19 protein-coding genes, 3 tRNA genes, 3 rRNA genes and 1 pseudogene are annotated in these 24,272 nt (G+C 57.2%); 14 read left to right on the top strand and 12 right to left on the bottom strand.

What is annotated here, in order from left to right:
• Nucleotides 1-59 precede the first annotated feature (59 nt).
• On the top strand, nucleotides 60-680 hold the full coding sequence (locus tag AC0V6L_RS03060) for an L-2-amino-thiazoline-4-carboxylic acid hydrolase (RefSeq protein WP_486152956.1): 621 nt from the start codon (nucleotides 60-62) through the stop codon (nucleotides 678-680).
• A gap of 46 nt (nucleotides 681-726) precedes the next feature.
• On the opposite strand, the gene AC0V6L_RS03055 is transcribed toward AC0V6L_RS03060, so the two are convergent.
• The 7 genes from AC0V6L_RS03055 to AC0V6L_RS03025 all read right to left on the bottom strand — a co-directional run bounded on the left by AC0V6L_RS03055 (nucleotide 727) and on the right by AC0V6L_RS03025 (nucleotide 7,040).
• The gene (locus tag AC0V6L_RS03055) at nucleotides 727-2,748 is read right to left on the bottom strand and encodes a YadA-like family protein (RefSeq protein WP_486152955.1); all 2,022 of its coding nucleotides are present in this window, start codon (nucleotides 2,746-2,748) and stop codon (nucleotides 727-729) included.
• A gap of 249 nt (nucleotides 2,749-2,997) precedes the next feature.
• Nucleotides 2,998-3,621 carry a riboflavin synthase gene (locus AC0V6L_RS03050; protein WP_486152954.1) on the bottom strand — a complete coding sequence of 208 codons (624 nt, stop codon included), beginning with the start codon at nucleotides 3,619-3,621 and terminating at the stop codon, nucleotides 2,998-3,000.
• 14 nt (nucleotides 3,622-3,635) lie between these two features.
• Complete coding sequence (gene ribD, locus AC0V6L_RS03045) at nucleotides 3,636-4,619, bottom strand: bifunctional diaminohydroxyphosphoribosylaminopyrimidine deaminase/5-amino-6-(5-phosphoribosylamino)uracil reductase RibD (protein ID WP_486152953.1); 984 nt, start codon at nucleotides 4,617-4,619, stop codon at nucleotides 3,636-3,638.
• 8 nt (nucleotides 4,620-4,627) lie between these two features.
• Nucleotides 4,628-5,095: a hypothetical protein gene (locus AC0V6L_RS03040; protein WP_486152952.1), complete on the bottom strand. Its 468-nt coding sequence runs from the start codon at nucleotides 5,093-5,095 to the stop codon at nucleotides 4,628-4,630.
• An 87-nt stretch (nucleotides 5,096-5,182) separates the two neighbouring features.
• On the bottom strand, nucleotides 5,183-5,920 hold the full coding sequence (locus AC0V6L_RS03035) for a M48 family metallopeptidase (protein ID WP_486152951.1): 738 nt from the start codon (nucleotides 5,918-5,920) through the stop codon (nucleotides 5,183-5,185).
• Nucleotides 5,921-5,949: 29 nt separating this feature from the next.
• On the bottom strand, nucleotides 5,950-6,426 hold the full coding sequence (locus tag AC0V6L_RS03030; protein ID WP_486152950.1) for a YcgN family cysteine cluster protein: 477 nt from the start codon (nucleotides 6,424-6,426) through the stop codon (nucleotides 5,950-5,952).
• The gene (locus AC0V6L_RS03025) at nucleotides 6,414-7,040 is read right to left on the bottom strand and encodes an SCO family protein (protein WP_486152949.1); all 627 of its coding nucleotides are present in this window, start codon (nucleotides 7,038-7,040) and stop codon (nucleotides 6,414-6,416) included. The genes AC0V6L_RS03030 and AC0V6L_RS03025 overlap by 13 nt, the downstream gene beginning before the upstream one ends.
• Nucleotides 7,041-7,183: 143 nt before the next feature.
• Between AC0V6L_RS03025 and AC0V6L_RS03020 the strand changes: the two genes are divergently transcribed.
• From AC0V6L_RS03020 to ssb, 3 genes are all read left to right on the top strand, one after another.
• Nucleotides 7,184-7,786, top strand: a complete 603-nt coding sequence (locus AC0V6L_RS03020) for an ankyrin repeat domain-containing protein (RefSeq protein ID WP_486148084.1) — start codon at nucleotides 7,184-7,186, stop codon at nucleotides 7,784-7,786.
• A 1-nt stretch (nucleotide 7,787) separates the two neighbouring features.
• Nucleotides 7,788-8,456, top strand: coding sequence for a COQ9 family protein (locus AC0V6L_RS03015; RefSeq protein WP_486152948.1), 669 nt, complete (start codon nucleotides 7,788-7,790; stop codon nucleotides 8,454-8,456).
• A 108-nt stretch (nucleotides 8,457-8,564) separates the two neighbouring features.
• Nucleotides 8,565-9,092 carry a single-stranded DNA-binding protein gene (ssb, locus tag AC0V6L_RS03010; protein WP_486152947.1) on the top strand — a complete coding sequence of 176 codons (528 nt, stop codon included), beginning with the start codon at nucleotides 8,565-8,567 and terminating at the stop codon, nucleotides 9,090-9,092.
• 70 nt (nucleotides 9,093-9,162) lie between these two features.
• Here the strand turns inward: ssb and AC0V6L_RS03005 are convergent, their stop codons facing one another.
• Both AC0V6L_RS03005 and AC0V6L_RS03000 read right to left on the bottom strand, forming a co-directional pair.
• Nucleotides 9,163-9,735, bottom strand: a complete 573-nt coding sequence (locus AC0V6L_RS03005; RefSeq protein ID WP_486152946.1) for a YceD family protein — start codon at nucleotides 9,733-9,735, stop codon at nucleotides 9,163-9,165.
• On the bottom strand, nucleotides 9,732-10,259 hold the full coding sequence (locus tag AC0V6L_RS03000; protein ID WP_486148076.1) for a ubiquinol-cytochrome C chaperone family protein: 528 nt from the start codon (nucleotides 10,257-10,259) through the stop codon (nucleotides 9,732-9,734). The genes AC0V6L_RS03005 and AC0V6L_RS03000 overlap by 4 nt, the downstream gene beginning before the upstream one ends.
• Nucleotides 10,260-10,545: 286 nt before the next feature.
• Between AC0V6L_RS03000 and AC0V6L_RS02995 the strand changes: the two genes are divergently transcribed.
• Genes AC0V6L_RS02995 through AC0V6L_RS02980 form a run of 4 tightly spaced genes read left to right on the top strand, consistent with a single transcriptional unit; the run spans nucleotide 10,546 to nucleotide 13,335 of the window.
• Nucleotides 10,546-11,004, top strand: a complete 459-nt coding sequence (locus AC0V6L_RS02995; RefSeq protein WP_486151471.1) for an outer membrane protein assembly factor BamE — start codon at nucleotides 10,546-10,548, stop codon at nucleotides 11,002-11,004.
• Between the two features lie 51 nt (nucleotides 11,005-11,055).
• Nucleotides 11,056-11,616 (top strand): ATP-dependent protease subunit HslV, encoded by a 561-nt coding sequence (gene hslV, locus AC0V6L_RS02990; RefSeq protein ID WP_486148074.1) that lies wholly within the window; start codon nucleotides 11,056-11,058, stop codon nucleotides 11,614-11,616.
• Between the two features lie 25 nt (nucleotides 11,617-11,641).
• Nucleotides 11,642-12,958 carry an ATP-dependent protease ATPase subunit HslU gene (gene hslU / locus AC0V6L_RS02985; protein ID WP_486148072.1) on the top strand — a complete coding sequence of 439 codons (1,317 nt, stop codon included), beginning with the start codon at nucleotides 11,642-11,644 and terminating at the stop codon, nucleotides 12,956-12,958.
• Complete coding sequence (locus AC0V6L_RS02980) at nucleotides 12,958-13,335, top strand: ACT domain-containing protein (RefSeq protein WP_486152945.1); 378 nt, start codon at nucleotides 12,958-12,960, stop codon at nucleotides 13,333-13,335. The genes hslU and AC0V6L_RS02980 overlap by 1 nt, the downstream gene beginning before the upstream one ends.
• On the opposite strand, the pseudogene AC0V6L_RS02975 reads toward AC0V6L_RS02980, so the two are convergent.
• From AC0V6L_RS02975 to AC0V6L_RS02965, 3 genes and pseudogenes are all read right to left on the bottom strand, one after another.
• A pseudogene (locus AC0V6L_RS02975) lies at nucleotides 13,332-15,180 on the bottom strand (ABCB family ABC transporter ATP-binding protein/permease). The gene AC0V6L_RS02980 and the pseudogene AC0V6L_RS02975 overlap by 4 nt on opposite strands.
• A 75-nt stretch (nucleotides 15,181-15,255) precedes the next feature.
• Nucleotides 15,256-16,290, bottom strand: coding sequence for a retroviral-like aspartic protease family protein (locus tag AC0V6L_RS02970; protein ID WP_486152944.1), 1,035 nt, complete (start codon nucleotides 16,288-16,290; stop codon nucleotides 15,256-15,258).
• A gap of 90 nt (nucleotides 16,291-16,380) precedes the next feature.
• The gene (locus tag AC0V6L_RS02965) at nucleotides 16,381-17,943 is read right to left on the bottom strand and encodes a lipopolysaccharide biosynthesis protein (RefSeq protein ID WP_486152943.1); all 1,563 of its coding nucleotides are present in this window, start codon (nucleotides 17,941-17,943) and stop codon (nucleotides 16,381-16,383) included.
• A gap of 607 nt (nucleotides 17,944-18,550) precedes the next feature.
• Here AC0V6L_RS02965 and AC0V6L_RS02960 point away from each other — a divergent pair.
• The 6 genes from AC0V6L_RS02960 (at nucleotide 18,551) to AC0V6L_RS02935 (ending at nucleotide 23,953) form a co-directional block, all read left to right on the top strand.
• Nucleotides 18,551-20,036: ribosomal RNA gene (locus tag AC0V6L_RS02960) — 16S ribosomal RNA — on the top strand.
• 208 nt (nucleotides 20,037-20,244) lie between these two features.
• Nucleotides 20,245-20,321 (top strand) — tRNA-Ile (locus tag AC0V6L_RS02955).
• A 32-nt stretch (nucleotides 20,322-20,353) separates the two neighbouring features.
• Nucleotides 20,354-20,429: transfer RNA gene (locus AC0V6L_RS02950), tRNA-Ala, on the top strand.
• Between the two features lie 261 nt (nucleotides 20,430-20,690).
• Nucleotides 20,691-23,481 (top strand): 23S ribosomal RNA (locus tag AC0V6L_RS02945).
• Between the two features lie 145 nt (nucleotides 23,482-23,626).
• Nucleotides 23,627-23,741: ribosomal RNA gene (rrf, locus tag AC0V6L_RS02940) — 5S ribosomal RNA — on the top strand.
• The 16S, 23S and 5S rRNA genes sit together here with 3 tRNA genes alongside, the layout of an rRNA operon.
• A 135-nt stretch (nucleotides 23,742-23,876) precedes the next feature.
• Nucleotides 23,877-23,953: transfer RNA gene (locus AC0V6L_RS02935), tRNA-Met, on the top strand.
• Nucleotides 23,954-24,272: the final 319 nt, after the last annotated feature.

Genomic DNA, 24,272 nt, shown 5'->3' with positions numbered 1-24,272 from the left:
GCGATACGGCCCGGACCGCCTTCGCATGGCAATCCTCGCGTCCTTGGAAAATCAAAGTCATGCCTTATACGCGGCACAATCTCGCCTATCGTCTGCGCCTTTCTGATCGGCTGGCGATCCGCCATTTTCGCAAATCCCTTCCCCGCCAATACGCCAAAGATTTCGACCAAAGGTTTGCAGTCATCATGCAAGCGGAGCGCAAATATTGCGATGACCCAGCCACGCAAAGCCTGACCATTTTTGCGGCCAGCGCATTGGCTTTGTACCGCGTCTTGCTTGCGCATTGCTCAGATGTCCAAAGTGCAAGGGTTGAGGTTTCTAAGCCTATCACAAGCATGAGCAGGCGAACCTCGAAGGTGATGATGTGGCTCATGAGTGCCTCATCGCGGGATCCTTTTGAAAGCGTGCGCCGCTATTCGCGTGAGACGGCGCCGCGCCTCTACGGACCCAGCTTTGCAATCGGTTTTGAGGAGGAGGATGCGGGCAGCTTTGTAAGCGTGGTAAAAGCTTGCGGATTTAAGGACATCCTGGACCGTCACGGCGCACCAGAATTGCTTGGATTGTTCTGCGAATGGGATCGCGTTTGGATTGATGCTTTACCGTCCAGCATCAAATTCAACAGGCCGCAAACCATCGCCGCAGGTGCTGCCACTTGCAGGTTTGAATTTGACCGAAGATAACAGGCGGGGCGCTTTGGCGAATTTGCCATGCGCCCCGCCTGCCCGGTCAAAACCCGAAAGCGAACCCTGCCTGCGCGATCACTTCGCCTTCGCCGCTATTGCCGGCAACGCCAGCGGTTAGCGCCAGATTGTCGCTCGCGCGGCCTGTCATGGTGAGGGCAAAGCCTTGTTCGCCGCGATAGGTGGCGACATTGCCTGCGATGACGAAATCCTTGCCCGGCATGGCAATCGCGCTGCCCAATGCGGCGGCAGCTGCGATCCCGCCTGCAAGGCTTTCTTCGGCATCCTCCAGCGCAAATTCAAGGCCCGTCAGCCGGCTGTCGAGCCCGTTCACTCGGTTTTCCAGCGCGCCAAATTGCGCATCGGTAACCTGCGCCAAAGCGTTCATCGATACGCGCACATTGGCAACGGATGCTGCGGTTGCCGCCTGCTGGCGGCCCAAAGTGCCGTTCTGATCTATTGTGACGACATCGACCGGCCCCTGCTGTGCATCGGTGGAGGCATCGATATCGCCGATCCGCACACTTGATCCTGTGCCGCCCAGCGACACTTGATCGTTGCGATTGGTGGCCGCGCCCGCGCCAATTGCGGTGGAGCGGGTGTTCGATGCGACCGCTTCAAACCCGACAGCGGTGCTTGCAAAGCCGCTGCCTACGCTGTTTTCGCCCACGGATGTGGCGCGCTCGCCTGCATTGGCGCCAAAACCCACGGCTGTTGCGCGTGCGCCGGTTGCGCGGCTGTCTTGCCCAACGGCTGTGGCCCGTCCGCCGGTTGCCCCTGCGGTGTTGCCCACAGCGGTGGCGCTGGCCGCGGTGGCAAAGGCATTGCGGCCCAAAGCGGCGCTGGAAAGGCCAGAGGCCTGCGTTCCCGTGCCCAATGCAGCGGAGTTTTCTGCCGTACCGCGCGCGCCCGATCCAACGGCAAGCGCATTGGCATTTTGGGCAAAGGCATCCGCGCCCAAAGCGGCGCTTTGCAGGCCTGTGGCAATCGCGCCATTGGCATCGCCATCATCGCCGTCGCCGCCGATTGCAATGGCGCTGATGCCGGTTGCCTCTGTCGCCTGACCCAGCGCCACTGCATTATCCATCGATGCAAGCGCGTCCTGGCCCAAGGCTGTGCTGTTCACTCCTTGAGCAAGCGCGCCATCGCCAAATGTGGTGGACCGGTCCCCGATTGCGCTCGCGCTGGTGCCAAAGGCCGCCGAATTGTCGCCATCAGCCTGCGAGTTCACACCAAAAGCGGTTGAGAAATTGCCCGTGGCGTTGGCGGTCTGGCCAATCGCTGTGCCAAATGTGCCGGTGGCGTTGGCCAGCGCGCCGATGGCGGTTGCTGCCGCTCCTGTTGCTGTCGAACCATTGCCAAGAGCCGTGTTGTTGCTGACAGAGGTCGCATTCTGACCCAGCGCAACCCCGCTGCCTGTCGTGCTCGCGCCTTGGCCGATTGATGTGCCGCCTGCCCCTGTGGCAGAGGCGCTGGCGCCAATAACTGTCGCGCCATTCGCATCCGCCATACTGTCTGCGCCAATTGCAATCGTGTTATCCGCCAGCGCCTGTGCGCCTTCGGTGTTGCCATCGGGCCCATCGCCGCCAATCGCAATGGCGCCAGCGCCTGTGGCATCAGAAGCATTGCCAACCGCCAGCGATCCGATGCCGCTGGCATTGGTGTTTTGACCCAATGCGGTTGCCTGCGCTGCGGTGGCGTTGGCCGCTTGGCCAAAGGCAGACGTGTTCGCCGCAGTGGCGGTCGCGAAATGGCCGACCGCTGACGAATCGGATCCGGTAGCATCGGAAATGCGTCCGACAGAAATGGACCGATCGCCCTGCGCATTCGCGCTGCTGCCAAAAGCGCTGGCGAACGATCCTGTCGCCTCTGCCCCGACACCGCAAGCGACCGATGCGTCATCGTCATCGGAATTGGCGCTGCCATCATTGTCCGCCGTGCCGATATCAACTTGGCCATCATTGTCGCGATCAAGCAGACAATCATCCGCGAGCGCAGCCTGCGGCGTGGCCATCAGCGCGAACGTGCTGGCCGCCATTGCAGTTGAGATCAGAAATTTGGTGTTCACGTTCTTTCCCCTTCAAATCGGCATGTGCGAAAGCAGGCCATCGCCATTTGGCAAAGGCGGCGGCATCATTTTCGCAGCAGGCTTCGATCGAGCCTTCGCGCAGGGGAATTAGCAGTTTTGTGCGTTAATGGCTTGCCCAAATCCGATCCAAATTTGGAACACTTTGTTAACCATAACGCCGCGAAAACAGCGCGAAAACAGCGCGAAAACAGCGCGAAAACAGCGCGAAAACAGCGCGAAAGGCGCGGATTAACCGGCGGCGGCCAGCCCTTGCATTCGCCGCAGATAACGCGCCAGAACATCAATCTCCAGATTGACCTCGTCACCTGTTTTGAGCGCGCCCAAAGTGGTCACTTCGCCTGTATGCGGGATGATATTGAGTGCAAAATCGCAGGTTCTATCAGGCTTGTCGCGCACATCATTGACCGTCAGCGAAACGCCATCGACCGTGATTGAACCCTTTTCGGCAATAAAAGGCGCCATTTCCGCGCGCGCGCGGATCACGATTTTCCAGCTATCGCCGACCTGGCTTGCGACCACGACTGTGCCGATATCATCGACATGGCCGGTGACAATATGCCCGCCCAATTCATCGCCCATGCGCAGCGATGGTTCAATGTTGAGGCGGCTGTCTTTTTCCCACATCCCGGCCCGCGTGCGGCTGACGCTTTCGCCGGATACATCGACATCAAACCAGGCATCGCCAGCGCTGCCGCCGCGATCAACGACTGTCATGCAGGCCCCTGAACAGGCAATCGATGCGCCAATATCAATGCGTGCCGGGTCAAGCGGCGCGGCAATCCGCACGCGCAAATCGCCGCGTTGATCGCTGGAAGTGACGGTGCCGATGGCGGTGACAATGCCGGTGAACATCTTGAGCAGGTTCCTTAAAGGTTACGGCGGCGCAAATAGACTTCGAACGTGTCGCTGCCAAGCGTTGAGCGATGCGAGCGGTGCCAGCGGTCATGCGCCTCAGTCAAATCGGTAAGGCCAAACGGGCCGATTGCGCGCAGCCCATCGCCAATGATGATGGGCGCGCGGTAAAGGTGCAATTCATCCACCAGATCCGCTTTCAGGAAACTCGCAGCAGCCCCCGCGCCCCCTTCGATGTAAAGGTAATGCACATCGGCCAATTCGCTGATCGCATCCGGTGAAGCGATAACGCGCGCGCCTTTTACGGAGCCGCTGGTCAGCACGATCCGCTCAGGACTGCGCGCGGCGAGGCCAGGCAATCGCACATCGAGGCGCGGTTGATCTTGCCGCCAGGTTCCCGCGCCGACAAGGATCGCATCGTTTCTGGCGCGCACCGCATGGACATGCGCGCGCGCGGCCTCTCCCGTGATCCATTGGCTGGTCCCATCGGCAAGCGCGATGCACCCATCCAGCGACATGGCAAGTTTCAGCGTGACATAGGGCCGTCCCAGCCGGTGCTGGGTGAGAAATCCTGCCAAACTTCGTGCAGATGCCTCATCATCCAGCACCTGCGCCGCGATGCCCGCCGCTTCCAGAGCCGCAATCCCTTTACCAGCGGTGCGCGGGTCGGGATCGATCTGCCCGATAATTACGCGTGCAGGCTCAGCCTTTGCCACCACTTCGCAGCATGCTGGCCCGCGAGCCGAAATATGCGCGCAAGGCTCCAGCGTGACATAGATATCCGCGCCCTGTGCGCCGGCCAAGGGTAATGCGCCCAGCGCGTGCTTTTCCGCATGAGGCCGCCCGCCAGCCTGCGTCCATCCGCGCGCAATCAGACGGCCTTCTTTCACCACGAGGGCTGCAACACCCGGATTGGGCCGCGCAATTGGTCGCGCGCGGGCCGCCAGCCGGGATGCGGCGGCCATCCAATCGCGATCTGTGGCGGCAAAACTGGCCATTGCCCTGGCTATTGCGAACCGCCTTCTGGTTCGCCTTCATCGCCGGCAGCTTCTGCCTGGCGCGCTTCTTGTGCGGCCATTTGTGCGGCTTCTTCAGCGGCGCGTTCCGCTTCGGCTTCGGCTTCAATCGCATCGACATCCATACCTGATGCCCGGCCCAGCGCTTTATACGCTTCTCGCTTGCGTTCAGCGAGCATTTCGGCATTCGCCTCGCGCAGTTCCTTTACCTCTTGATTGGCAGCGTTGGAGGCAGCGATCTCGGCATCGCTTCTGTCAGGATCGAACGAGGTGATATACGTGATCTGCGGGCGTTCCGGGTTGGTGTAGACCTCTTCGGATGCGGCCCAATATATGATCACAAGAATAGGCAGGACAGACACCGCCAGCATGGGCCAGCGATAGGGGTTGGGTTTGCGAAATTCACTCCAGAAATCCGCGATCCCGGTCTTGGGATTAAAACGAGAAACAAAAGCCATAGACTAGAATATAGGAGCGCGGGCGCAGGCTGGCTAGAGCGGTTTTAAGGGGCGGTTTTAAGGATCAGTGGGGGCGCGGTAATTCAGCTACCCAAAACTGGCATAGAGCGAGCGGCCCTTATCCTTCAGCCAGGCATCGGCTTCTGCCACATCGCCATCAAACACCTCGCCCAGCAATTGGTGAAATGCCGGGCTGTGGTCAAAGTGGACAAGATGCGCAACCTCGTGTGCAACAACCGAGCGGCGGACAAAATCAGGCGCCTGGATCAAGCGCCAATTGATGCGGATGCGCCATGTGCCGTTTTGCCCTCCATCAGAACAGCTGCCCCACCTTTTTTGCGCGCGCGACAGGCCAATGGGGACACGGTCAAGCTTTGCCCGCGCGCAATAAAACCCGATATCATCTTCAATCGCATCCAGCGCCTCGCGCTCCAGCCAGCGGCGCAGCCTTGTGTCCAATCCTTCCAGCGGCCCGCCGATCTGCACGGTATTATCGCCAAGCACCGGGCGGCGGCGATAGCCATCGCTCCAGTCAATCGCGACGCTGCGCCCGCGATAGGTGAAGCGCGCGCCGGGGCCAATGGTTTCGCGGGCAGGGATGCGGGCGCGCTGTTTTGCCAGCCAGTCAGACCGCGCATGGGCAAAAGCAAGCGCTTCTCTTGCCTGTGCCCAGCGGGGCAGAGTGACGCGCACTTCGCGGCCATCGGGCGCCAGACGCAAGGTCAGCCTGCGCGCGGTGTTGTGGCGGCGCAGAACAATCGGGATGGTTTGCCCGTTGAGCGATATCTCAGCATCAACAGGAGCGCGTTTCAGCCAGTCGATCATGCGCGTGTCCCTTTGCGCGGTTGGTCTGCTCAGACTACTTCATCTTCCGCATCATCGTCCAGCCGGGGCATGGCCCATTCCACGATATGATGTTCAAGCGGCCCTGCATCGGTCTCGCTCACCACGCGCCCGGCCACCGATACGCCTGCTCGCGCTGCGTCATCGCGGTCGCCGCTGATCAGGTAATGCCAGTGCGGCAAGGGGCGGCCGTTTGCGCGAATGCGATAGGCGCAGGTCGCAGGCAGCCACGGGACATCTTCGACAATCGCCAGTGTCAATCGCAGGCAATCGGGCACAAACGCTTTGCGGTTGCGATAATCAGAGCATTGCGCGGTGCCAGTGTCGAGCAATTTGCACGCGACATTGGTGTGCGCAATCGCGCCTGTATCGGCATCTTCGATTTTGTGCGTGCAGCATTGCCCGCAGCCATCGCACAAGGCTTCCCATTCGGCGCGCGTGAGCTGTGCCAGCGGCAGCTCCCAAAAACGTTCCCTTAGCTCACCCATTTTTCAATTTCATCTGCGACCGCTTCGGCGCTTTCATCAACTGGTAGAGTGGCGAGCGGTTTTCCGGCTGGATCGAACAAATAGACGATGTTGGAATGGTTCATCAAATACGTGTCGTTCACGTCCGCGCCGCGTTCGTAATACACTTTGAACGCATCGGCAGCGGCTTTCACTTGCTCAGCCGTGCCAGTAAGGCCGACAAGATCGTCTGAGAATGCAGCGGTAAATTCATCCACCACCGCGCGTGTGTCGCGTTCAGGATCGATTGTGATGAAAATCGGCGTAATCATATATTCGAGATCGGGCCTGCGCCCACTCGCTAGTTTCAGGCCGCGCACCATTTGCGACACGTCAGCAGGGCAGATGTCGGGGCAGAATGTGTATCCGAAATAGACGATGCGGTACTGATCTTTGAAATCGGCCCAGCGCACGGCTTTGCCGCCCGGTCCTTCAAGTTCAAATTCGCCGCCAATTGTCGCGCCGGCCAAAGGGGGTTCTTCAGGCGGAGCAGGCTCACTCGTGCAGCCGCTCAAAGCAAGCGCGGCCATTGCGGCCAGCGCGGTCACAGCCCTTTTGCGGGCGGAATGATAAGAATGCTTGGCTTGCATATTCATGCTTTGCTAATTGCGTCCCTGCGAAGAAAGATTATCTGGGGGCAATCCAGACAATTTGTATCTGACAGGAAACGGGAAAGGTTCAAGCGGCTGTGTCTATTGTTTTGCGCAAAATGGGGTCGATAGGCAGGAATGCCAAGATCGTGCTCGTCGCACTTGTCTCCATGGCGCTGGCATGGGCTGCGATGCCGCCTGCCGCGGCCCAGCTGTATTCTCCCGGCTATGAATTTTTGAAAGCGGTGAAAGACCGCGATGGCGATGCAGTCACCAAAATGCTCAACGATCCGGGCACGACAATCATCAACACACGCGATATCACATCGGGCGATTCCGGCTTGCATATCGTTGTGCAGCGGCGCGATGCCTTGTGGGTGCGGTTTTTGATCCAGCGCGGAGCGGATGCGAACTTGCGCAACAATAAAGGGCAAACCCCCATTCAGCTCGCCACCACCATGAACTTTGTTGAAGGTGTCGAAGAGCTTATCAAAGGCGGCGCGCGCATTGATGTGGCCGATAGTCAGGGGGAAACCCCGCTGATTGCGGCCGTTCACCAGCGCAGCGTTCCTTTGGTGGCGCGCTTGCTGAAAGAAGGCGCAGATCCGGATCGCAATGACAATTCCGGCCGCTCAGCGCGCGACTATATGGAATTGCAAACCGGCAATCTGCTGCTGCGTCAGGAATTCGCCGCCGCCGATGCCGAACGCAAAGAAACGGGAACCACAAAGCAATACGGGCCTTCTTTCTAATATGACAGACACTCCCGACTTTGCCGACATGACTTTGGAAGAGCTGCGCGTGGCGCTGGCTCCTGACATTGCCGCTTCTGCTATCTTTGATGGCTGGAACGAGACAGCGCTGCTGGCTGCTGCCGATATGGCCGGCGCGGACGCGGATGTGGCAAAGCTGGCGTTCAAAGGCGGGGCGATGCAAATGATTGAGGCATGGATTGTCTCGGTCGATCAAAAGATGGAAGCGCAATGGCCGGCTGAAAAACTGGCTGAGCTTAAAATTCGTGAACGCATCCGCACTTTGGTTGCGTTTCGTCTTGAAGCGGTCAGCGATATTGACGAGGCGGTGCGCCGCGCTCTGGCGATCATGGCAATGCCGCAAAACGCGCCGCGCTCGCTGCAATTGGGCTGGAACACGGCGGATATTATGTGGCGGCTGGCAGGCGACACCTCCACCGATTACAACCATTATACCAAGCGTATGATTTTGGGCGGAATTTACTCGGCGACTTTGGCGGTCTTCATCAATGATGACAGCGAAGGCAAAGCCAAAACATACGAATTTCTCGACCGCCGCATCGATGGGGTGATGAAGTTTGAAAAGTTCAAACATCAGCTCACCAGCCGCGATGTGGAATTGCCCAGCCTGACGCGCTTTCTTGGCCGCTTGAGGTATCCTTCGCGGTAATAAACTTTCCGCAATCACGTGGAAAACACCGCGCGCCAATAGCGCGGCGCGGGCCCCTGTCCTATTACGCTGATAAGAATCGGATACAGCGCAAGGGAATTTTAGAACATGGCAGGCTCGCTCAACAAGGTTATGCTGATCGGCAATCTGGGGGCGGACCCGGAAATCCGCAGTTTCCAGAACGGCGGCAAGGTTGCCAATCTGCGCATCGCCACATCGGAAACCTGGAAAGACCGCAACACCGGCGAACGCCAGGAACGCACCGAATGGCACACTGTCGCGATTTTCTCCGAAGGTTTGGTGAACGTCGTTGAAAACTACCTCAAGAAAGGCGCGAAAGTCTTTATCGAAGGGCAGTTGCAGACTCGCAAATGGCAGGACCAGCAAGGCAATGATCGCTACTCCACCGAAGTCGTTCTGCGCGGATATAATGGCACGCTGACTATGCTCGACGGCGCATCAGGCGGCGGTGGGGGCGGCCAGCGCTCCGGCGGAGGCGGCGGTTATGGCGGCGGCGGCGGAGGAGGCCAAGGCGGCGGCGGCTGGAACCAAGGCGGAGGCTCAGGCGGCGGCAATGGCGGCGGTGGCGGCCAAAGCGGCGGCTATGATGATCTTGATGACGATATCCCGTTTTGATGCGGCCCTAAACGGACCAATCACCCAAAAGCCTCGCAGCGATCTGCGGGGCTTTTGTTTGGCGCAGCGTTCACCCCTTTTTGAGCGCCGCACTCAATGCGCTCGCCAGCGGCCCTGTTGGCGTGGTTTCATCGGCCAGACCCGCCGCAGCCCTTGCAGCGTCAGCGCCGGGCCCTTCGGCGTAGGGATCAATCGCCAGTCCAAGCGATTGCGCAACCGCTTCGCCAAGGTCGATAGTCTCGCCTGAATATCCGATCTCGTCGGCATCGTCCGCCAACAGGTCCACTTCGATAGCGCCATCTTCATTGACTTCGCCTGCATCGCGCGCGGCCAACACGGCATTTTCTACGAATAAGAGGTTGAGCGTGTCGGTGATCGAGACATCAAATTCCTCGCCCGATACCGCGCATATCTGCGTGATGGCCGCATTAAGCGGGCCGGTGGCCGCAATCCCTTTGGCGGTTTTTTCCAAAGCGATTTCTGCATCCAGCCGTTTAATTGCGGCGATGCCAAATCGCTGGGCGAGCGCGCTTCGTTCTGTCTCATCCGCAGTGACCGGCACAGGATCACCGGGCAACAGGCGCGCTTTCACAGGCCGGGAAAGTTCGGGCGTTATGCCATCTGGCGGCAGGGGCGCGTTCACCAAATGCCGCTCGCTTTCATTAATTCATCGTCGCTGCGCGCTGCCAGCCGTTCGGACAGGCTGAGCAATTTGCCCGCGACGCAGGCAGCGGCTTCGTCTTCATCCGTGCCTTCTGAAAAGGTCACATTGCGCTGCACGGCGGCGGTCAGCTTTTCTGCATCGCGGTTCACCAAGGCGCTGCGATAGGCGCCCAGCCTGCCGCCAAGAACGCTCATCAATTTGCCGATGCGTTTGCCCACCACCACATCGTTGACGCCAAATTCGCGCAATTGGCCGTCCATATCCTCGACGAAGAGTTCTGCCAGCAGCGCGCTTTCCGCGCGCATCTCAGAGGCTTCGATCCGCACCATGACCGTGCACAAGACCGCGGTGATCAGATCGAACCGCCCACCCACGCTGTCGGCCACGCCGCAGGTTGCATAAAATGACGGCTCACGCGCCAGTTCGACCACGCGGTGCCACAGCGGGCGGATGGTCTCTCGCGGGTCAGGAGCGGTGCCAAGCAGGCGGGACAGAAACGACATGGGACTAGATACGCTTTCAAATCAGAATGGCCGCAAGGGGCTGTTTTATGGAGCAACAAATACCTCGCATATTCTGTTCCGCAATAGTGCTTAGCCTTGGCAGATAGGAGCAATTGGGGATGCGCAGCTGGCCCATTCATCGCCAATTCAATCGCGCATCGCCACCTCGCCAACAGACCGCTTAATTGCGGACATTGCCAGCCAGCGCAGCGCGCGATAAGGCTTGGTGCACAATCAGCGGCGCGGCTGCTGTTAGGAATGACATAAGGATTTTCGGCGAGTGACAATGAACAAAGCAGCATGCGCAATTTTGGCGTTGGCCGCAGCGGTAAGCGTTTCGGGATGTTCATCCATCCGCGAATCGCGCGGCTATGTGACCGATAATGTGCTGCTGGAATCGGTCCGTCCCGGAATTGACAATCAACGTTCTGTCGAAGGGACTTTGGGCCGCCCGACATTCACCAGCCAATATGGCGAGCCAACCTGGTATTATGTGTCCAGCGTCACGGGCCGCAAACCATTTGTGCGCCCGAAAATTCAAACGCATGGCGTTCTGGCGGTAAAGTTTGATGCGGCAGGCAATGTTGCCTCGGTTGAACGCAGCGGTGTCGATAAGGTCGCCTATTTCACGCCCGATGGCGACAAAACGCCCACTTTGGGACGCGAGCGTTCCTTCCTCGAAGATCTGTTCGGCAATATCGGCCAGGTCGGCGGCGTGGGCGGCGGTCCGGGCGGCGGGCCTTAACCATCAGCGCCTCTGCTTGACCCCAGCGGGTGAGCGCCCATATCGCACTGCATGACTACACCAAATGACAGCCACGGCCTGGTCCAGTGGCATGGCACCACCATTGTCGGGATCAAGCGCGGGGACAAAACCGTGATTGCCGGCGATGGGCAGGTTTCGATGGGCAACACCGTGATGAAACCGAACGCGCGCAAAGTGCGCCGTATCGGAGAAGGCGGCAAAGTCGTCGCCGGGTTTGCAGGTGCAACCGCGGATGCATTCACCTTGTTTGAGCGGCTTGAGGCCAAGCTGGAACAATATTCAGGACAATTGCTGCGTGCCGCGGTGGAACTTGCCAAGGATTGGCGGACCGACAAATATCTGCGCAATCTCGAAGCGTTGATGATTGTTGCAGATCAGGAAACGCTGCTGGTGCTAACCGGCAATGGCGATGTGCTTGAACCCGAAGGCGGGATTGCAGCGATCGGATCGGGCGGGAATTACGCGCTGGCAGCGGCGCGCGCTTTGTCCGATTACGAAGAGGATGCAGAACAGATCGCGCGCAAAGCGATGGCGGTCGCCGCCGATATCTGCGTCTTTACCAATGGCAATCTGACGCTTGAAACCGTCTAATTCTAACTTCCTTGCGAAAGCTTCCATGACAGATACGATTACCCCAGATGCGTTGACGCCGAAACAGATCGTCACCGCGCTCGACAGTCATATTATCGGCCAAAAAGATGCCAAGCGCGCAGTGGCCGTGGCCTTGCGCAATCGCTGGCGGCGGCAAAAGCTGGGCGATGATTTGCGCGATGAGGTGACGCCCAAAAACATTCTGATGATCGGCCCCACAGGCTGCGGCAAAACCGAAATCAGCCGCAGGCTTGCTAAACTGGCTGAGGCGCCTTTTGTCAAAGTCGAGGCGACCAAATTTACAGAGGTCGGCTATGTCGGGCGCGATGTAGAACAGATTGCGCGCGACTTGGTCGAAGATGCGATCCGGCTGGAAAAAGAACGCCGCCGCGAATCCGTGCGCGAGGCTGCATCAGAAGCGGCGATGGAGCGCTTGCTCAACGCCCTTGTCGGCGACAATGCATCCGAAGCCACACGCGAAAGTTTCCGCCAGCGCATCGTTCAGAACGCCATGAACGATGTCGAGGTCGAGATCGAAGTGACAGAAGCGAGCTCTGCCCCGTTTGATATGGGCAATATGGGCGGCAATATGCAGATGATCGACCTGTCGGACATGATGGGTAAAGCGTTTGGCAAAACGCCAACCAAAAAGCGCAAGCTGCGCGTGCCTGATGCATGGGACAAACTGGTGGATGAAGAGGCGGACAAGCGCCTTGATGATGACGATGTAAACCAGACCGCGCTCAACAATGCGGAGACCAATGGCATCGTTTTCCTGGATGAAATCGACAAAATCGCCGTATCCGATGTGCGCGGCGGCAGTGTCAGCCGCGAAGGCGTGCAACGCGATCTGCTGCCGTTGATCGAAGGGACAACGGTTGCGACCAAATATGGTCCGATGAAAACCGATCATGTGCTGTTCATTGGATCAGGCGCGTTTCATGTGGCGAAACCTTCTGACATGCTGCCCGAATTGCAGGGCCGCTTGCCCATTCGTGTTGAACTGCGCGCTTTGACCGAGGAAGATTTCGTTGCGATCCTGTCAGACACGCGGGCGAACCTTGTCGAACAATATCGCGCGTTGATCGCCACCGAAAAGGTCGAGCTGGAGATCACCGATGATGCCGTGCGTGAGGTTGCGAAGATTGCAGCGGCGGTGAATGAAAGCGTCGAAAATATCGGTGCGCGCCGCCTGCAAACGGTGATGGAAAAGCTGCTCGAAGACATCAGCTTTAACGCTGAGGATCACGAGGGCGAAACGGTGACGGTCGATGCCGCCTATGTGCGCGAGCGGCTCGAAGGGCTGGCGGGTAACACTGATTTGTCGAAGTTTATCCTGTGATGACGCCCGGTTTTGTGCGCGACCTGCAGGCGATGCTTGTGGGGATGGAGCCGGTGCTCGATGATGCGCCCTATGCCTTTGCCGCCAAAAGGGGCGAAGGGGCGACTTTTGCCGTCATAAACGAGGCGGAGGGCCCGACGTTCATCGTGCAGGCGACAACCGAGCCTGCCCCTCATTTCGCCCGCATCACTTTGCAAGTGCATTCCGATCTCGAAGGGGTGGGCTTAACCGCAGCGATTGCCACGGGGCTCGCCGCTGAAGGCATCGCCTGCAATGTCATCGCAGGATTTCACCACGATCATCTGTTCGTGCCTTGGGACAGGCGCGAGGATGCTCTGGCCGCCCTTAAAAAAATCGCCGCTGACGCACGCGATTAAACCGCCGCAGCGGTCTCTTCCTCGCGGTTTTCGCTGGCTTGCTGCATCCACATTTCGGCATACAGCCCGCGCGCTGCGAGCAGATCATTATGCGTGCCGCTTTCGGCAAGCTTACCGTGATCGAGTACCAAGATCCGGTCTGCATCCGCAATCGTAGAAAGCCGGTGCGCAATAGCAAGAGTCGTGCGCCCTTGCGCAATCCGGCGCAAAGTGCCCAGGATTTCCTGTTCTGTCCGGGTGTCCAATGCGCTGGTGGCTTCATCCAGCAGCAGGATCGGCGGATTCTTCACTAAAGTCCGCGCAATTGCGACGCGCTGTTTTTCCCCGCCTGACAGTTTCAGCCCGCGTTCGCCCACCATCGTATCAAACCCATCGGGCAGCCGTTCAATCAGCGGCATAAGCGATGCATCGCGCGCGGCTTGCTCGACTTCCGCCTCAGAGGCTTCATCCGAGCCATAGGCGATGTTGTAGCGAAGCGTGTCGTTGAACAGCACGCTGTCCTGCGGGACGATGCCGATGGCTGCGCGAACGCTATCCTGCTGGACCCGCGCAATATCCTGCCCATCAATCAGAATGCGGCCCGATGTCGGATCGTAGAACCTGAACAGCAATCGCCCGATGGTGCTTTTGCCAGCCCCCGATGGCCCGACAATGGCCAGCGTCGATCCTGCAGGCACTTCAAAACTGAGACCGTGCAGGATGGTGCGCTCTTTTTCATAGCCGAAAGTCACATTGTCGAATGCAAGGCCCGGTCTGCTTACAACCAGAGCGGGCGCGCCCGGCGCGTCATGCACTTCGATTTCGGTGTCGATCAGGCGGAACATCTCGCCCATATCAACCAGCCCCTGACGGATGGTGCGGTAAACCCAGCCCAGCAGATCAAGCGGGCGGAAAAGCTGCATCAGATAGGTGTTCACAAACACCAGATCGCCAACAGTCAGTTCGCCCTTGCTCCAACCCCAAACGGTGTAGGCCATAGCGGCCGCCATCAGCGAATTGGTGATGAGCGATTGCGCAATGTTCAAAAGCGCGAGCGAGTTCTCTGATTTCATCGCCGCTGCAGCATAAGCGCGCGCAGCGGTGCCATAGCGTTCTTCCTCGCGGTGTTCGGCGCCGAAATATTTGACGGTTTCAAAATTCAGCAGCGAGATCCACCGCGCGGTGCAAAGCCTGACCATCCAGATCGTTCATTTCGCGGCGCAATTTGGTGCGCCATTCGGTGATCCAGCGCGTGACCGCGATATAGGTGACCACGGTCAGGCCAGTTGCTGCCACCAGTTCCCAGCCGAAATTGAGGTAGAAAATCACGCCCACTGCAATCAGCTCAATGGCGGTGGGGGCAATGTTGAACAGCAGAAAATAGAGCATCATGTCGATGCTTTTGGTGCCGCGCTCAATAATCTTGGTAACCTCGCCTGTGCGCCGGGTCAGGTGGAAACGCAGCGACAGACGGTGCAGGCGGCGGAACACATCTTCTGCAAGCGCCAGCGTGGCCATCTGGCCGACACGCTCGAATGCGATGTTGCGCAGATTGTCGAACAATAGCGAGGTGAACCGGCCCAGCACATAAGCGCACACCAAGGCGAGCGCGACGCTGGCGCCTGTATCAATCGCTGCAACCGCAGGGTTGCCCTCCATCGCATTGACGGCGCCTTTGTAAGCAAAGGGCAGGGCAAGCGTTACGCCCTTAGCGGCGAGCACCAGCACCAGCGATATCGCAATCCTTACCCTTAGGCCGGGATTATCGCTTGGCCATAGATAGGGAAGAAACCGTTTGAGCGTGTGCCAGCCCTCCGCCTCAGGCGGCGTGTTTGCGGTGTCAGGGGAGGGATTGTCAGGCGGCATTGCGCTGCACCATGTGGGCGCGCGCAGGCCCTAGGGCAAGGGACTGCTATCCGTATTGGGTTTGAGCGGAGGCTTTTAAAAGCTGTGCGAGCTTCGCCGCGCGCGCCGCATTTCACGCGCTACATCGCGGGGCACATCGAACAAGATCCGCTGGTTGGAAAAATCAATCGCCACCCGGTCAAACATTTTAAGGTGCTGCATGCCGAGTGAAAGGACCGGCTTGTCCTTCAATCCCAGCGCTTCGAATGCGGGCGCATCGGCGAATGTCAGAGGAACATTGGTCAGCGCCAATCCCTGTATTTTCAAAGTTCGCACGATTGCCAATTGGCCAATCATCGAAACCCCGTTCACATCGGTCGTCTCAACTTCTGTTGCGCGTTTGGCGCGCAGTTTGTCGCGCAAGGCGTTGTTGGCGAGGCTGAACTGCGCCCCTGTATCAATGATAACGGTGGCGCGCACGCCTTCGACAATCGCATCGGTGATGAGCAATTGGCCCAGTTTTGACCGAGCCCGCACGATAATCTCAAAACCTTTGCGGTAATTGCCTTTGCTCGCAACATCTTCGAGCGCGATGGTCTCTTCGCGAAAATCCATGAGAACCCGGAAATCCTGGAGGCTATCAAGACCGATAATGCCATCCGCTCCCAAATGCTGGCGATCCAGCACGGGAGCCTCCAGCCCCTCGATCACATGCGAACCGACGGTCATGCTGTCGACCTCGACAAGGCTAACGGGCCGCCGGCTGGCCATACCGACAAGCGTGGCGGTGCCCAAAGGTGTAAGCGCAAGGCCTTCATTGATCTGGTGAGTGACCGCTGTCGCCTGGCTGCCGGTGTCGATCATAAAGTCAAAAGGCCCGCTGCCTTCAATCATGACAGGCACAGTGAGGCGCTGATTGCGTTCTTCGTCGAGATCGAGAATTTCGGTGGCTGGATTGGCGAGGTTCGGCGTGATTTCCGCCTTGTCGATCCCTGCAACCGGCACTTTGGGCTTGGGCGCGGGCTGGATGAATGGGGCGTTGCTTTCGGCGGCGACGTTTTCCGCGAAGGCAGGGCTGCTTGCCAAAGAAAGAGCCAAGACTGCGGCAGTGACGAAGTGCTTATAAGACATATGATCCGATCCCAGACGCGCCTTGATTCTTGGTGCGGCGCTGTAAGCAAAGCTATCAGACAATGCAGGATTGCCCAAATGGCAGGCAGCTTAAAGCGGAGCGCTCGGCAATTCGCCCGATGGATCAATCGGTCCTGCAGGTTTTTTCTGGCGCAGCATTTCCCAGCTGTCGCGCACGGTCTGCGGCCAGATGAACCATAAGGCGGCACCATAGACGGCCGCGCCGACCGGCACAATCGCGAGCAATCTCCACCAGGGGGCCCATTGCGGCATCGCTCCAAGCACCAGATAGACCGCCCCTCCCATCATCGCGCCGGACATAATCGCAGGCAGCCAGGCCTTAAACAGATCCATCACGCCCAATTTCAAGGCAGGCAATGTAAGCGCCATCGTAATCGCCAGCAATGTGGGCGCAGCGATCCACCAGGCATAGGTCAGCCCAGCGGGTCCATAAGCCACGCCGAAAGCAAAGCAGGTGGCAAAAGCAATCGCGCCGCAAATTGATGTGGTGAGGTAAATCCAAGGTTTGCCGATAGCATTGGTCGAAGGCGCACACACAATCTGCACGGCAAATACCGGCATGATGATCGCCAGATTGGCAAGCAGCGGGGCCATCCCCATCCACTTGGGTCCAAACAGAGTGGCAACCGCTTCGGTCGCGGTGAAAGACAGCCCGATATAGATCGGCGCAACCACCAGCGCGACGGTCTGCTGCACGCGGGCAAAATAGGGAGCCAGCGCGCGGCCTTTGTTGTGAAGCTCCGAATAGGCGGGGAACGAAACCTCGTTGATCGGCGGCAAAAACCGCCCGGTCACGATCAGCGCGACAAATAGCGCCTCGGAATAAAGGCCCAGCTCATAGGTTTCGAACGCGCGGCCTGCGATGAAAATGTCAGATTGGCTCTGAATGATCCAGAACAGCTGGCACAGGGTCAGGGTGCCGCCAAAGGTAATGATCGCGCGCGCCCCGCGCAGGTCGAATTGCGGCCAGGCAATGATGCGCGCGGCAAAGGATACGATAATTGCGCGCACCGCGAACAGCGCAATGGGCGCATAGACCAGCGCCCAAACGCCCCAGCCAAAATAGGCCATGCCAAGCGCCACGCCCGCGCCGCTGACAGCGCCCGCCATGCTCGCAATCGCTTGCGGGCGGAATTGCAATTGGCGCGCCAACATCGCCTCGGGCAGCGCCATGAACGGGACGATAAGGAAGATGACCATCTGGATACGCAGCAGCTCAGCAACCTGCGGCTCGCCGAAATAGGCGGCAGAAAATGGCGCGAGGATGAAAACAAGCGTCGCAAGCGTTATATTGAGCATGAGCAAAAGCCCAAATACCTGGCTCACTTCGCGCGGGCCGACATTGGCCGCGCGCACCAAAGAGGCCGCAAAGCTTTGCCCGTTCATAAAGGCGAGGGCGGTAATCAGCACCTGGCTCATCGCGAACAGGCCGTAATCCGACGGATCGAGCAGCCGCACCACCATGATGGTAGAGCTCCAGGTGATGATCTGCGCTGCGACCTGACCGCCATATCGCCAGGCCACGGCAAGGCGCACACGCGAAGCAAACCCGCCATCTGCTTGATTCGCAGATGCCGCGCCGCGCGATTCGCTTGCTTGGTCTGCGACCGAAGGCCTGTTTTCAGAGCTCATGGCGCTGCCCATAGCGCAAAATCATGAACAATCCGAAGCCTAGCTTTGGCTTATGGTTACTTTGGAATTGAATTTTACAGTCGGGATTGCGCGGGCAGGGGTTGCAATTGCGCGCAGCAACCCCATCTCTAGCGGGTCGGATGGCTACATAAACCCCGGAAATCTGGCGTTTTTGAAGTTGTTTGAAATAAAATTGCAAAAAGGCGTTGACCGAATCTCAGGTCGCGCCTAGATGACCTCCACCGACGCGGCGCTGACGGTTTAACCGGCCCCGCCAACGTTGGTCGCCAACATCAAACGGATAGCCGGTCCCCCGGTGTAAATCGGGGATACCATTGCTGTCCGCTTCTGCTGCTTGGTGAGCTCTTTGACATTGTTGGTTTTTGATGAAGGGACATGTGGGCGACGGCGCCCGGTCTGGAGGCATTAAGGCTCCAGTAACCGGTTAATTTCAAGCCGATGCCACATCCTTCCAGGCTCCACAGTCTGGATTGATGATACATGTTCATTCGTATCCATTACGTTTGACAGTGCAGGTATCGGCTCCTTGATATTCTGGCTTGTCGGAACGGCGAAGTTTACTTCGTGTCCGGTAGGTTAGTCTCACAAACTTGAGAGTTTGATCCTGGCTCAGAACGAACGCTGGCGGCATGCCTAACACATGCAAGTCGAACGAACCCTTCGGGGTTAGTGGCGCACGGGTGCGTAACGCGTGGGAACCTGCCTTTAGGTTCGGAATAACTCAGAGAAATTTGAGCTAATACCGGATAATGTCTTCGGACCAAAGATTTATCGCCTTTAGATGGGCCCGCGTTAGATTAGATAGTTGGTGGGGTAACGGCCTACCAAGTCGACGATCTATAGCTGGTCTGAGAGGATGATCAGCCACACTGGGACTGAGACACGGCCCAGACTCCTACGGGAGGCAGCAGTGGGGAATATTGGACAATGGGCGAAAGCCTGATCCAGCAATGCCGCGTGAGTGATGAAGGCCTTAGGGTTGTAAAGCTCTTTTACTAGGGATGATAATGACAGTACCTAGAGAATAAGCTCCGGCTAACTCCGTGCCAGCAGCCGCGGTAATACGGAGGGAGCTAGCGTTGTTCGGAATTACTGGGCGTAAAGCGCGCGTAGGCGGCTTTTTAAGTCAGGGGTGAAATCCCGGAGCTCAACTCCGGAACTGCCCTTGAAACTGGGAAGCTAGAATATTGGAGAGGTCAGTGGAATTCCGAGTGTAGAGGTGAAATTCGTAGATATTCGGAAGAACACCAGTGGCGAAGGCGACTGACTGGACAATTATTGACGCTGAGGTGCGAAAGCGTGGGGAGCAAACAGGATTAGATACCCTGGTAGTCCACGCCGTAAACGATGATAACTAGCTGTCCGGGCTCATAGAGCTTGGGTGGCGCAGCTAACGCATTAAGTTATCCGCCTGGGGAGTACGGTCGCAAGATTAAAACTCAAAGGAATTGACGGGGGCCTGCACAAGCGGTGGAGCATGTGGTTTAATTCGAAGCAACGCGCAGAACCTTACCAGCCTTTGACATCCTAGGACGATTTCTGGAGACAGATCTTTTCCCTTCGGGGACCTAGTGACAGGTGCTGCATGGCTGTCGTCAGCTCGTGTCGTGAGATGTTGGGTTAAGTCCCGCAACGAGCGCAACCCTCGTCCTTAGTTGCCATCATTTAGTTGGGCACTTTAAGGAAACTGCCGGTGATAAGCCGGAGGAAGGTGGGGATGACGTCAAGTCCTCATGGCCCTTACAGGCTGGGCTACACACGTGCTACAATGGCATCTACAGTGAGCAGCGATCCCGCAAGGGTTAGCTAATCTCCAAAAGATGTCTCAGTTCGGATTGTTCTCTGCAACTCGAGAGCATGAAGGCGGAATCGCTAGTAATCGCGGATCAGCATGCCGCGGTGAATACGTTCCCAGGCCTTGTACACACCGCCCGTCACACCATGGGAGTTGGTTTCACCCGAAGATAGTGCGCTAACCTTTTAGGAGGCAGCTAGCCACGGTGGGATCAGCGACTGGGGTGAAGTCGTAACAAGGTAGCCGTAGGGGAACCTGCGGCTGGATCACCTCCTTTCTAAGGATACAAGCGAAAGCGCCAGACCTCGCGTTTGGAAGTGCTTCGCAAGTTCCAAAGAACATTGCCGTCGTCCTCATGTCCTTTCATCAATCAGATACAGCGCTTCGGCCGCTTTTGCGGTATTGTTGCGTTGTTTGCCTGAGCTGGCTCGCGCCGCAATCGGCCATGCTTTCTTGTAAGAGAATGCAAGCCGGTTCATCGGTGCAGGTCCGTAGCTCAGTTGGTTAGAGCGCACCCCTGATAAGGGTGAGGTCGGTGGTTCAAATCCACTCGGACCTACCATTGCTTGATCGCGATGGCTGTTCACCACCTAAGGGGCCTTAGCTCAGCTGGGAGAGCACCTGCTTTGCAAGCAGGGGGTCATCGGTTCGATCCCGATAGGCTCCACCAGGTATTTAATCTGATAGATGAAACGAAACAGATCCTGTCTTCTGACAGGTCAGGCGGGTTTCCGCCGATCATTTGACATTGTGAATGGGTTTTTAAATCGATGCCGTGGCGCATTGATTGCACGGATGGTCTAGCCGACCATTCTAACGCGATCAGTGCATCACAAAATCAATCAAATTGATTATCTGGCTGAGATAATTCTCTACATCATCGCAAGACTTCAGATCTTTATGCAGGTCTGTCGTTGATGGTGTGGATTCTCAAGCGTGAGGTAAGAGCATTTGGTGGATGCCTTGGCATGTACAGGCGAAGAAGGACGTGGCACGCTGCGATAAGCGTCGGGGAGATGTGAGCAATCTTTGATCCGGCGATTTCCGAATGGGGAAACCCACCTTCACCATTTCTTTCATTTTCTCTTCGGAGAGATTGAGAGAGGTGGATAAGGTATCACCTTAGTGAATATATAGCTTTGGTGAAGCAAACCCGGGGAACTGAAACATCTCAGTACCTGGAGGAAAAGACATCAACCGAGATTCCCGTAGTAGTGGCGAGCGAACCGGGACCAGGCCAGTGCCTTTTCTATTATTAGCAGAACTCTCTGGAAAGTGAGACCATAGTGGGTGACAGTCCCGTATGCGAAAAGACTAGAAAAGGACTTGAGTAGGGCGGAACACGTGAAATTCTGTCTGAACATGGGGGGACCACCCTCCAAGCCTAAATACTCGTACATGACCGATAGCGAACACAGTACCGTGAGGGAAAGGTGAAAAGCACCCCGATGAGGGGAGTGAAACAGTACCTGAAACCGGATGCTTACAAGCAGTTGGAGCCCCATAGGGGGTGACAGCGTACCTCTTGCATAATGGGTCAGTGACTTAATCTAGCATGCAAGCTTAAGCCGTTAGGTGTAGGCGAAGCGAAAGCGAGTCTGAATAGGGCGACTGAGTATGTTGGATTAGACCCGAACCCCGGCGATCTAGGCATGAGCAGGTTGAAGGTGCGGTAACACGCACTGGAGGACCGAACCGTTGCATGTTGAAAAATGCTCGGATGACTTGTGTTTAGGGGTGAAAGGCCAATCAAGCCGGGAAATAGCTGGTTCTCCGCGAAATCTATTGAGGTAGAGCGTCAGATGTATGCCGATGGGGGTAGAGCACTGGATGGGCTAGGGCTGCGCGAGCGGTACCAAACCTAACCAAACTCCGAATACCATCGAGTCTTGTCTGGCAGACAGACGGCGGGTGCTAAGGTCCGTCGTCAAAAGGGAAACAGCCCTAACCTACAGCTAAGGTCCCCAAGTCATTACTAAGTGGGAAAGCATGTGGGAATCCCAAAACAACCAGGAGGTTGGCTTAGAAGCAGCCATCCTTTAAAGAAAGCGTAACAGCTCACTGGTCTAAATAAGGGTTCCTGCGGCGAAGATGTAACGGGGCTAAAGTAATGCACCGAAGCTTAGGGTTCATAGTTTACTATGAGCGGTAGCGGAGCGTTCCGTAAGTTGATGAAGCCGAAGGGTAACCGACGGTGGAGATATCGGAAGTGCGAATGCTGACATGAGTAGCGATAAAGAGGGTGAGATGCCCTCTCGCCGAAAGACCAAGGGTTCCTGCTCAACGCTAATCGGAGCAGGGTTAGCCGGCCCCTAAGACGAGCCCGAAGGGGGTAGTCGATGGGAACCACGTAAATATTCGTGGGCTTGGAGATGTGTGACGGATGGCGGAAGTAGTGTGGCCTTATTGGATTGGTCATGCTGCCAAGTTGTTCCTGGAAATAGCCTCTCCGTATAAACCGTACCCGAAACCGACACAGGTGGTCAGGTAGAGTATACCAAGGCGCTTGAGAGAAGTATCCTGAAGGAACTCGGCAAATTGCCTCCGTACCTTCGGAAGAAGGAGGCCCTGTATTGAGGCAACTCTTTACAGGGGGCACAGGCCAGGGGGTAGCGACTGTTTATCAAAAACACAGGACTCTGCTAAGTCGGCTTCAAGACGACGTATAGGGTCTGACGCCTGCCCGGTGCTTGAAGGTTAAGAGGAGGAGTGCAAGCTCCGAATTGAAGCCCAAGTAAACGGCGGCCGTAACTATAACGGTCCTAAGGTAGCGAAATTCCTTGTCGGGTAAGTTCCGACCTGCACGAATGGCGTAACGACTTCCCCACTGTCTCCAGGATATGCTCAGCGAAATTGAATTCTCCGTGAAGATGCGGAGTACCCGCGGTTAGACGGAAAGACCCCGTGCACCTTTACTGCAGCTTTAGAGTGGCATTAGGAAGAAATTGTGTAGAATAGGTGGGAGGCTTTGAAACTTGGGCGCCAGTCCTTGTGGAGCCAACCTGTGAAATACCACCCTGTTTGTTTCTGATGTCTAACCAACTACCGTTATCCGGTAGTGGGACCCTCTATGGCGGGTAGTTTGACTGGGGCGGTCGCCTCCTAAAGAGTAACGGAGGCGCGCGATGGTATGCTCAGGCCGGTTGGAAACCGGCTGCGAGAGTGCAATGGCATAAGCATGCCTGACTGCGAGACCGACAGGTCGAGCAGAGACGAAAGTCGGTCATAGTGATCCGGTGGTCCCTCGTGGAAGGGCCATCGCTCAACGGATAAAAGGTACGCCGGGGATAACAGGCTGATGATTCCCAAGAGCTCATATCGACGGAATCGTTTGGCACCTCGATGTCGGCTCATCACATCCTGGGGCTGGAGCAGGTCCCAAGGGTTTGGCTGTTCGCCAATTAAAGTGGTACGTGAGCTGGGTTCAGAACGTCGCGAGACAGTTTGGTCCCTATCTGCCGTGGGCGTCGATACTTGAAAGGAGTTGCCCCTAGTACGAGAGGACCGGGGTGAACATACCTCTGGTGTACCAGTCATGCCGCCAGGCGTGCCGCTGGGTAGCTATGTATGGACGGGATAACCGCTGAAAGCATCTAAGCGGGAAGCCTCCCTTGAGATAAGGTATCATCGAACCGTAGTAGACCACTACGTTGATAGGCCAGGTGTGGAAGCGCAGTAATGCGTGTAGCTAACTGGTCCTAATAGTTCTGTTCGCGCTTGAGAGTTCGCACTGTCAATGACAGCCCTGCCTGATGGTAGGCTGGCATTGGTGAGAGAATTAACCAAGCCAGATACGCCCAAGAATACCAATAATTGTTGTTCAAACACACACATCGATTTAGCCCGCATATCCGACAGGCCCCATTGCTTGGTGGCCATAGCGTCTGTGACCCACCCGATCCCATCTCGAACTCGGCCGTGAAACCAGATAGCGCCGATGGTACTATGTCTTAAGGCATGGAAGAGTAGGTCGTCGCCAGGCATTGAAGCCTGTTGGATAGCGTTTCAAAACGCGCGCGGGATATAAAACCCATTCATATGTCAAAGGGCTGGCCTATCTAGGTTGGCCCTTTTGGCGTCTCTGGTGCGCATATGCCTGAGAGACGCAGCTCGGTAGCGCGGGATGGAGCAGTCCGGTAGCTCGTCAGGCTCATAACCTGAAGGTCGTAGGTTCAAATCCTACTCCCGCAACCAGCAATCTTGCATATCCAACTTACGAAATGCCTCACTGGTAACAGTGGGGCTTTTTTCGTTTTGCGGACATATATGTGAGCAAGGCCGGTGATGATCATTGCGCCGCACCCCAGCGTCTGGGCTTCTTTGGCCAGTTTGCCGCCTGTAAGGACAGAGTTCTTTAGCGAACTTGCGGTTCAAATTGTTCGATGAAGAGCCACGAACGGTTCAGGCCCTCTTGCCGATTTTTCGCCGATCTTTTGCCACCAATTTGAGCGGTTGGATCGATGTCAAATCCCGCTCCTGCCCTCAATCAGGCAGATCTCGCGTGGTTAATTAT

It is taken from the genome of Erythrobacter sp. JB1-15, assembly GCF_057365035.1.
The sequence above is the reverse complement of the archived record's forward strand: the minus strand, read 5'-3'. Positions and strand labels throughout refer to the sequence as shown.

Coding starts and splice junctions, on each gene's coding strand:
- AC0V6L_RS03060 (WP_486152956.1), top strand. CDS start 60: ATGCCTTATACGCGGCACAATCTCGCCTATCGTCTGCGCCTTTCTGAT.
- AC0V6L_RS03050 (WP_486152954.1), bottom strand. CDS start 3,621: ATGTTCACCGGCATTGTCACCGCCATCGGCACCGTCACTTCCAGCGAT.
- ribD (WP_486152953.1), bottom strand. CDS start 4,619: ATGGCCAGTTTTGCCGCCACAGATCGCGATTGGATGGCCGCCGCATCC.
- AC0V6L_RS03040 (WP_486152952.1), bottom strand. CDS start 5,095: ATGGCTTTTGTTTCTCGTTTTAATCCCAAGACCGGGATCGCGGATTTC.
- AC0V6L_RS03035 (WP_486152951.1), bottom strand. CDS start 5,920: ATGATCGACTGGCTGAAACGCGCTCCTGTTGATGCTGAGATATCGCTC.
- AC0V6L_RS03030 (WP_486152950.1), bottom strand. CDS start 6,426: ATGGGTGAGCTAAGGGAACGTTTTTGGGAGCTGCCGCTGGCACAGCTC.
- AC0V6L_RS03025 (WP_486152949.1), bottom strand. CDS start 7,040: ATGAATATGCAAGCCAAGCATTCTTATCATTCCGCCCGCAAAAGGGCT.
- AC0V6L_RS03015 (WP_486152948.1), top strand. CDS start 7,788: ATGACAGACACTCCCGACTTTGCCGACATGACTTTGGAAGAGCTGCGC.
- ssb (WP_486152947.1), top strand. CDS start 8,565: ATGGCAGGCTCGCTCAACAAGGTTATGCTGATCGGCAATCTGGGGGCG.
- AC0V6L_RS03000 (WP_486148076.1), bottom strand. CDS start 10,259: ATGTCGTTTCTGTCCCGCCTGCTTGGCACCGCTCCTGACCCGCGAGAG.
- AC0V6L_RS02995 (WP_486151471.1), top strand. CDS start 10,546: ATGAACAAAGCAGCATGCGCAATTTTGGCGTTGGCCGCAGCGGTAAGC.
- hslV (WP_486148074.1), top strand. CDS start 11,056: ATGACTACACCAAATGACAGCCACGGCCTGGTCCAGTGGCATGGCACC.
- hslU (WP_486148072.1), top strand. CDS start 11,642: ATGACAGATACGATTACCCCAGATGCGTTGACGCCGAAACAGATCGTC.
- AC0V6L_RS02980 (WP_486152945.1), top strand. CDS start 12,958: ATGACGCCCGGTTTTGTGCGCGACCTGCAGGCGATGCTTGTGGGGATG.
- AC0V6L_RS02970 (WP_486152944.1), bottom strand. CDS start 16,290: ATGTCTTATAAGCACTTCGTCACTGCCGCAGTCTTGGCTCTTTCTTTG.
- AC0V6L_RS02965 (WP_486152943.1), bottom strand. CDS start 17,943: ATGAGCTCTGAAAACAGGCCTTCGGTCGCAGACCAAGCAAGCGAATCG.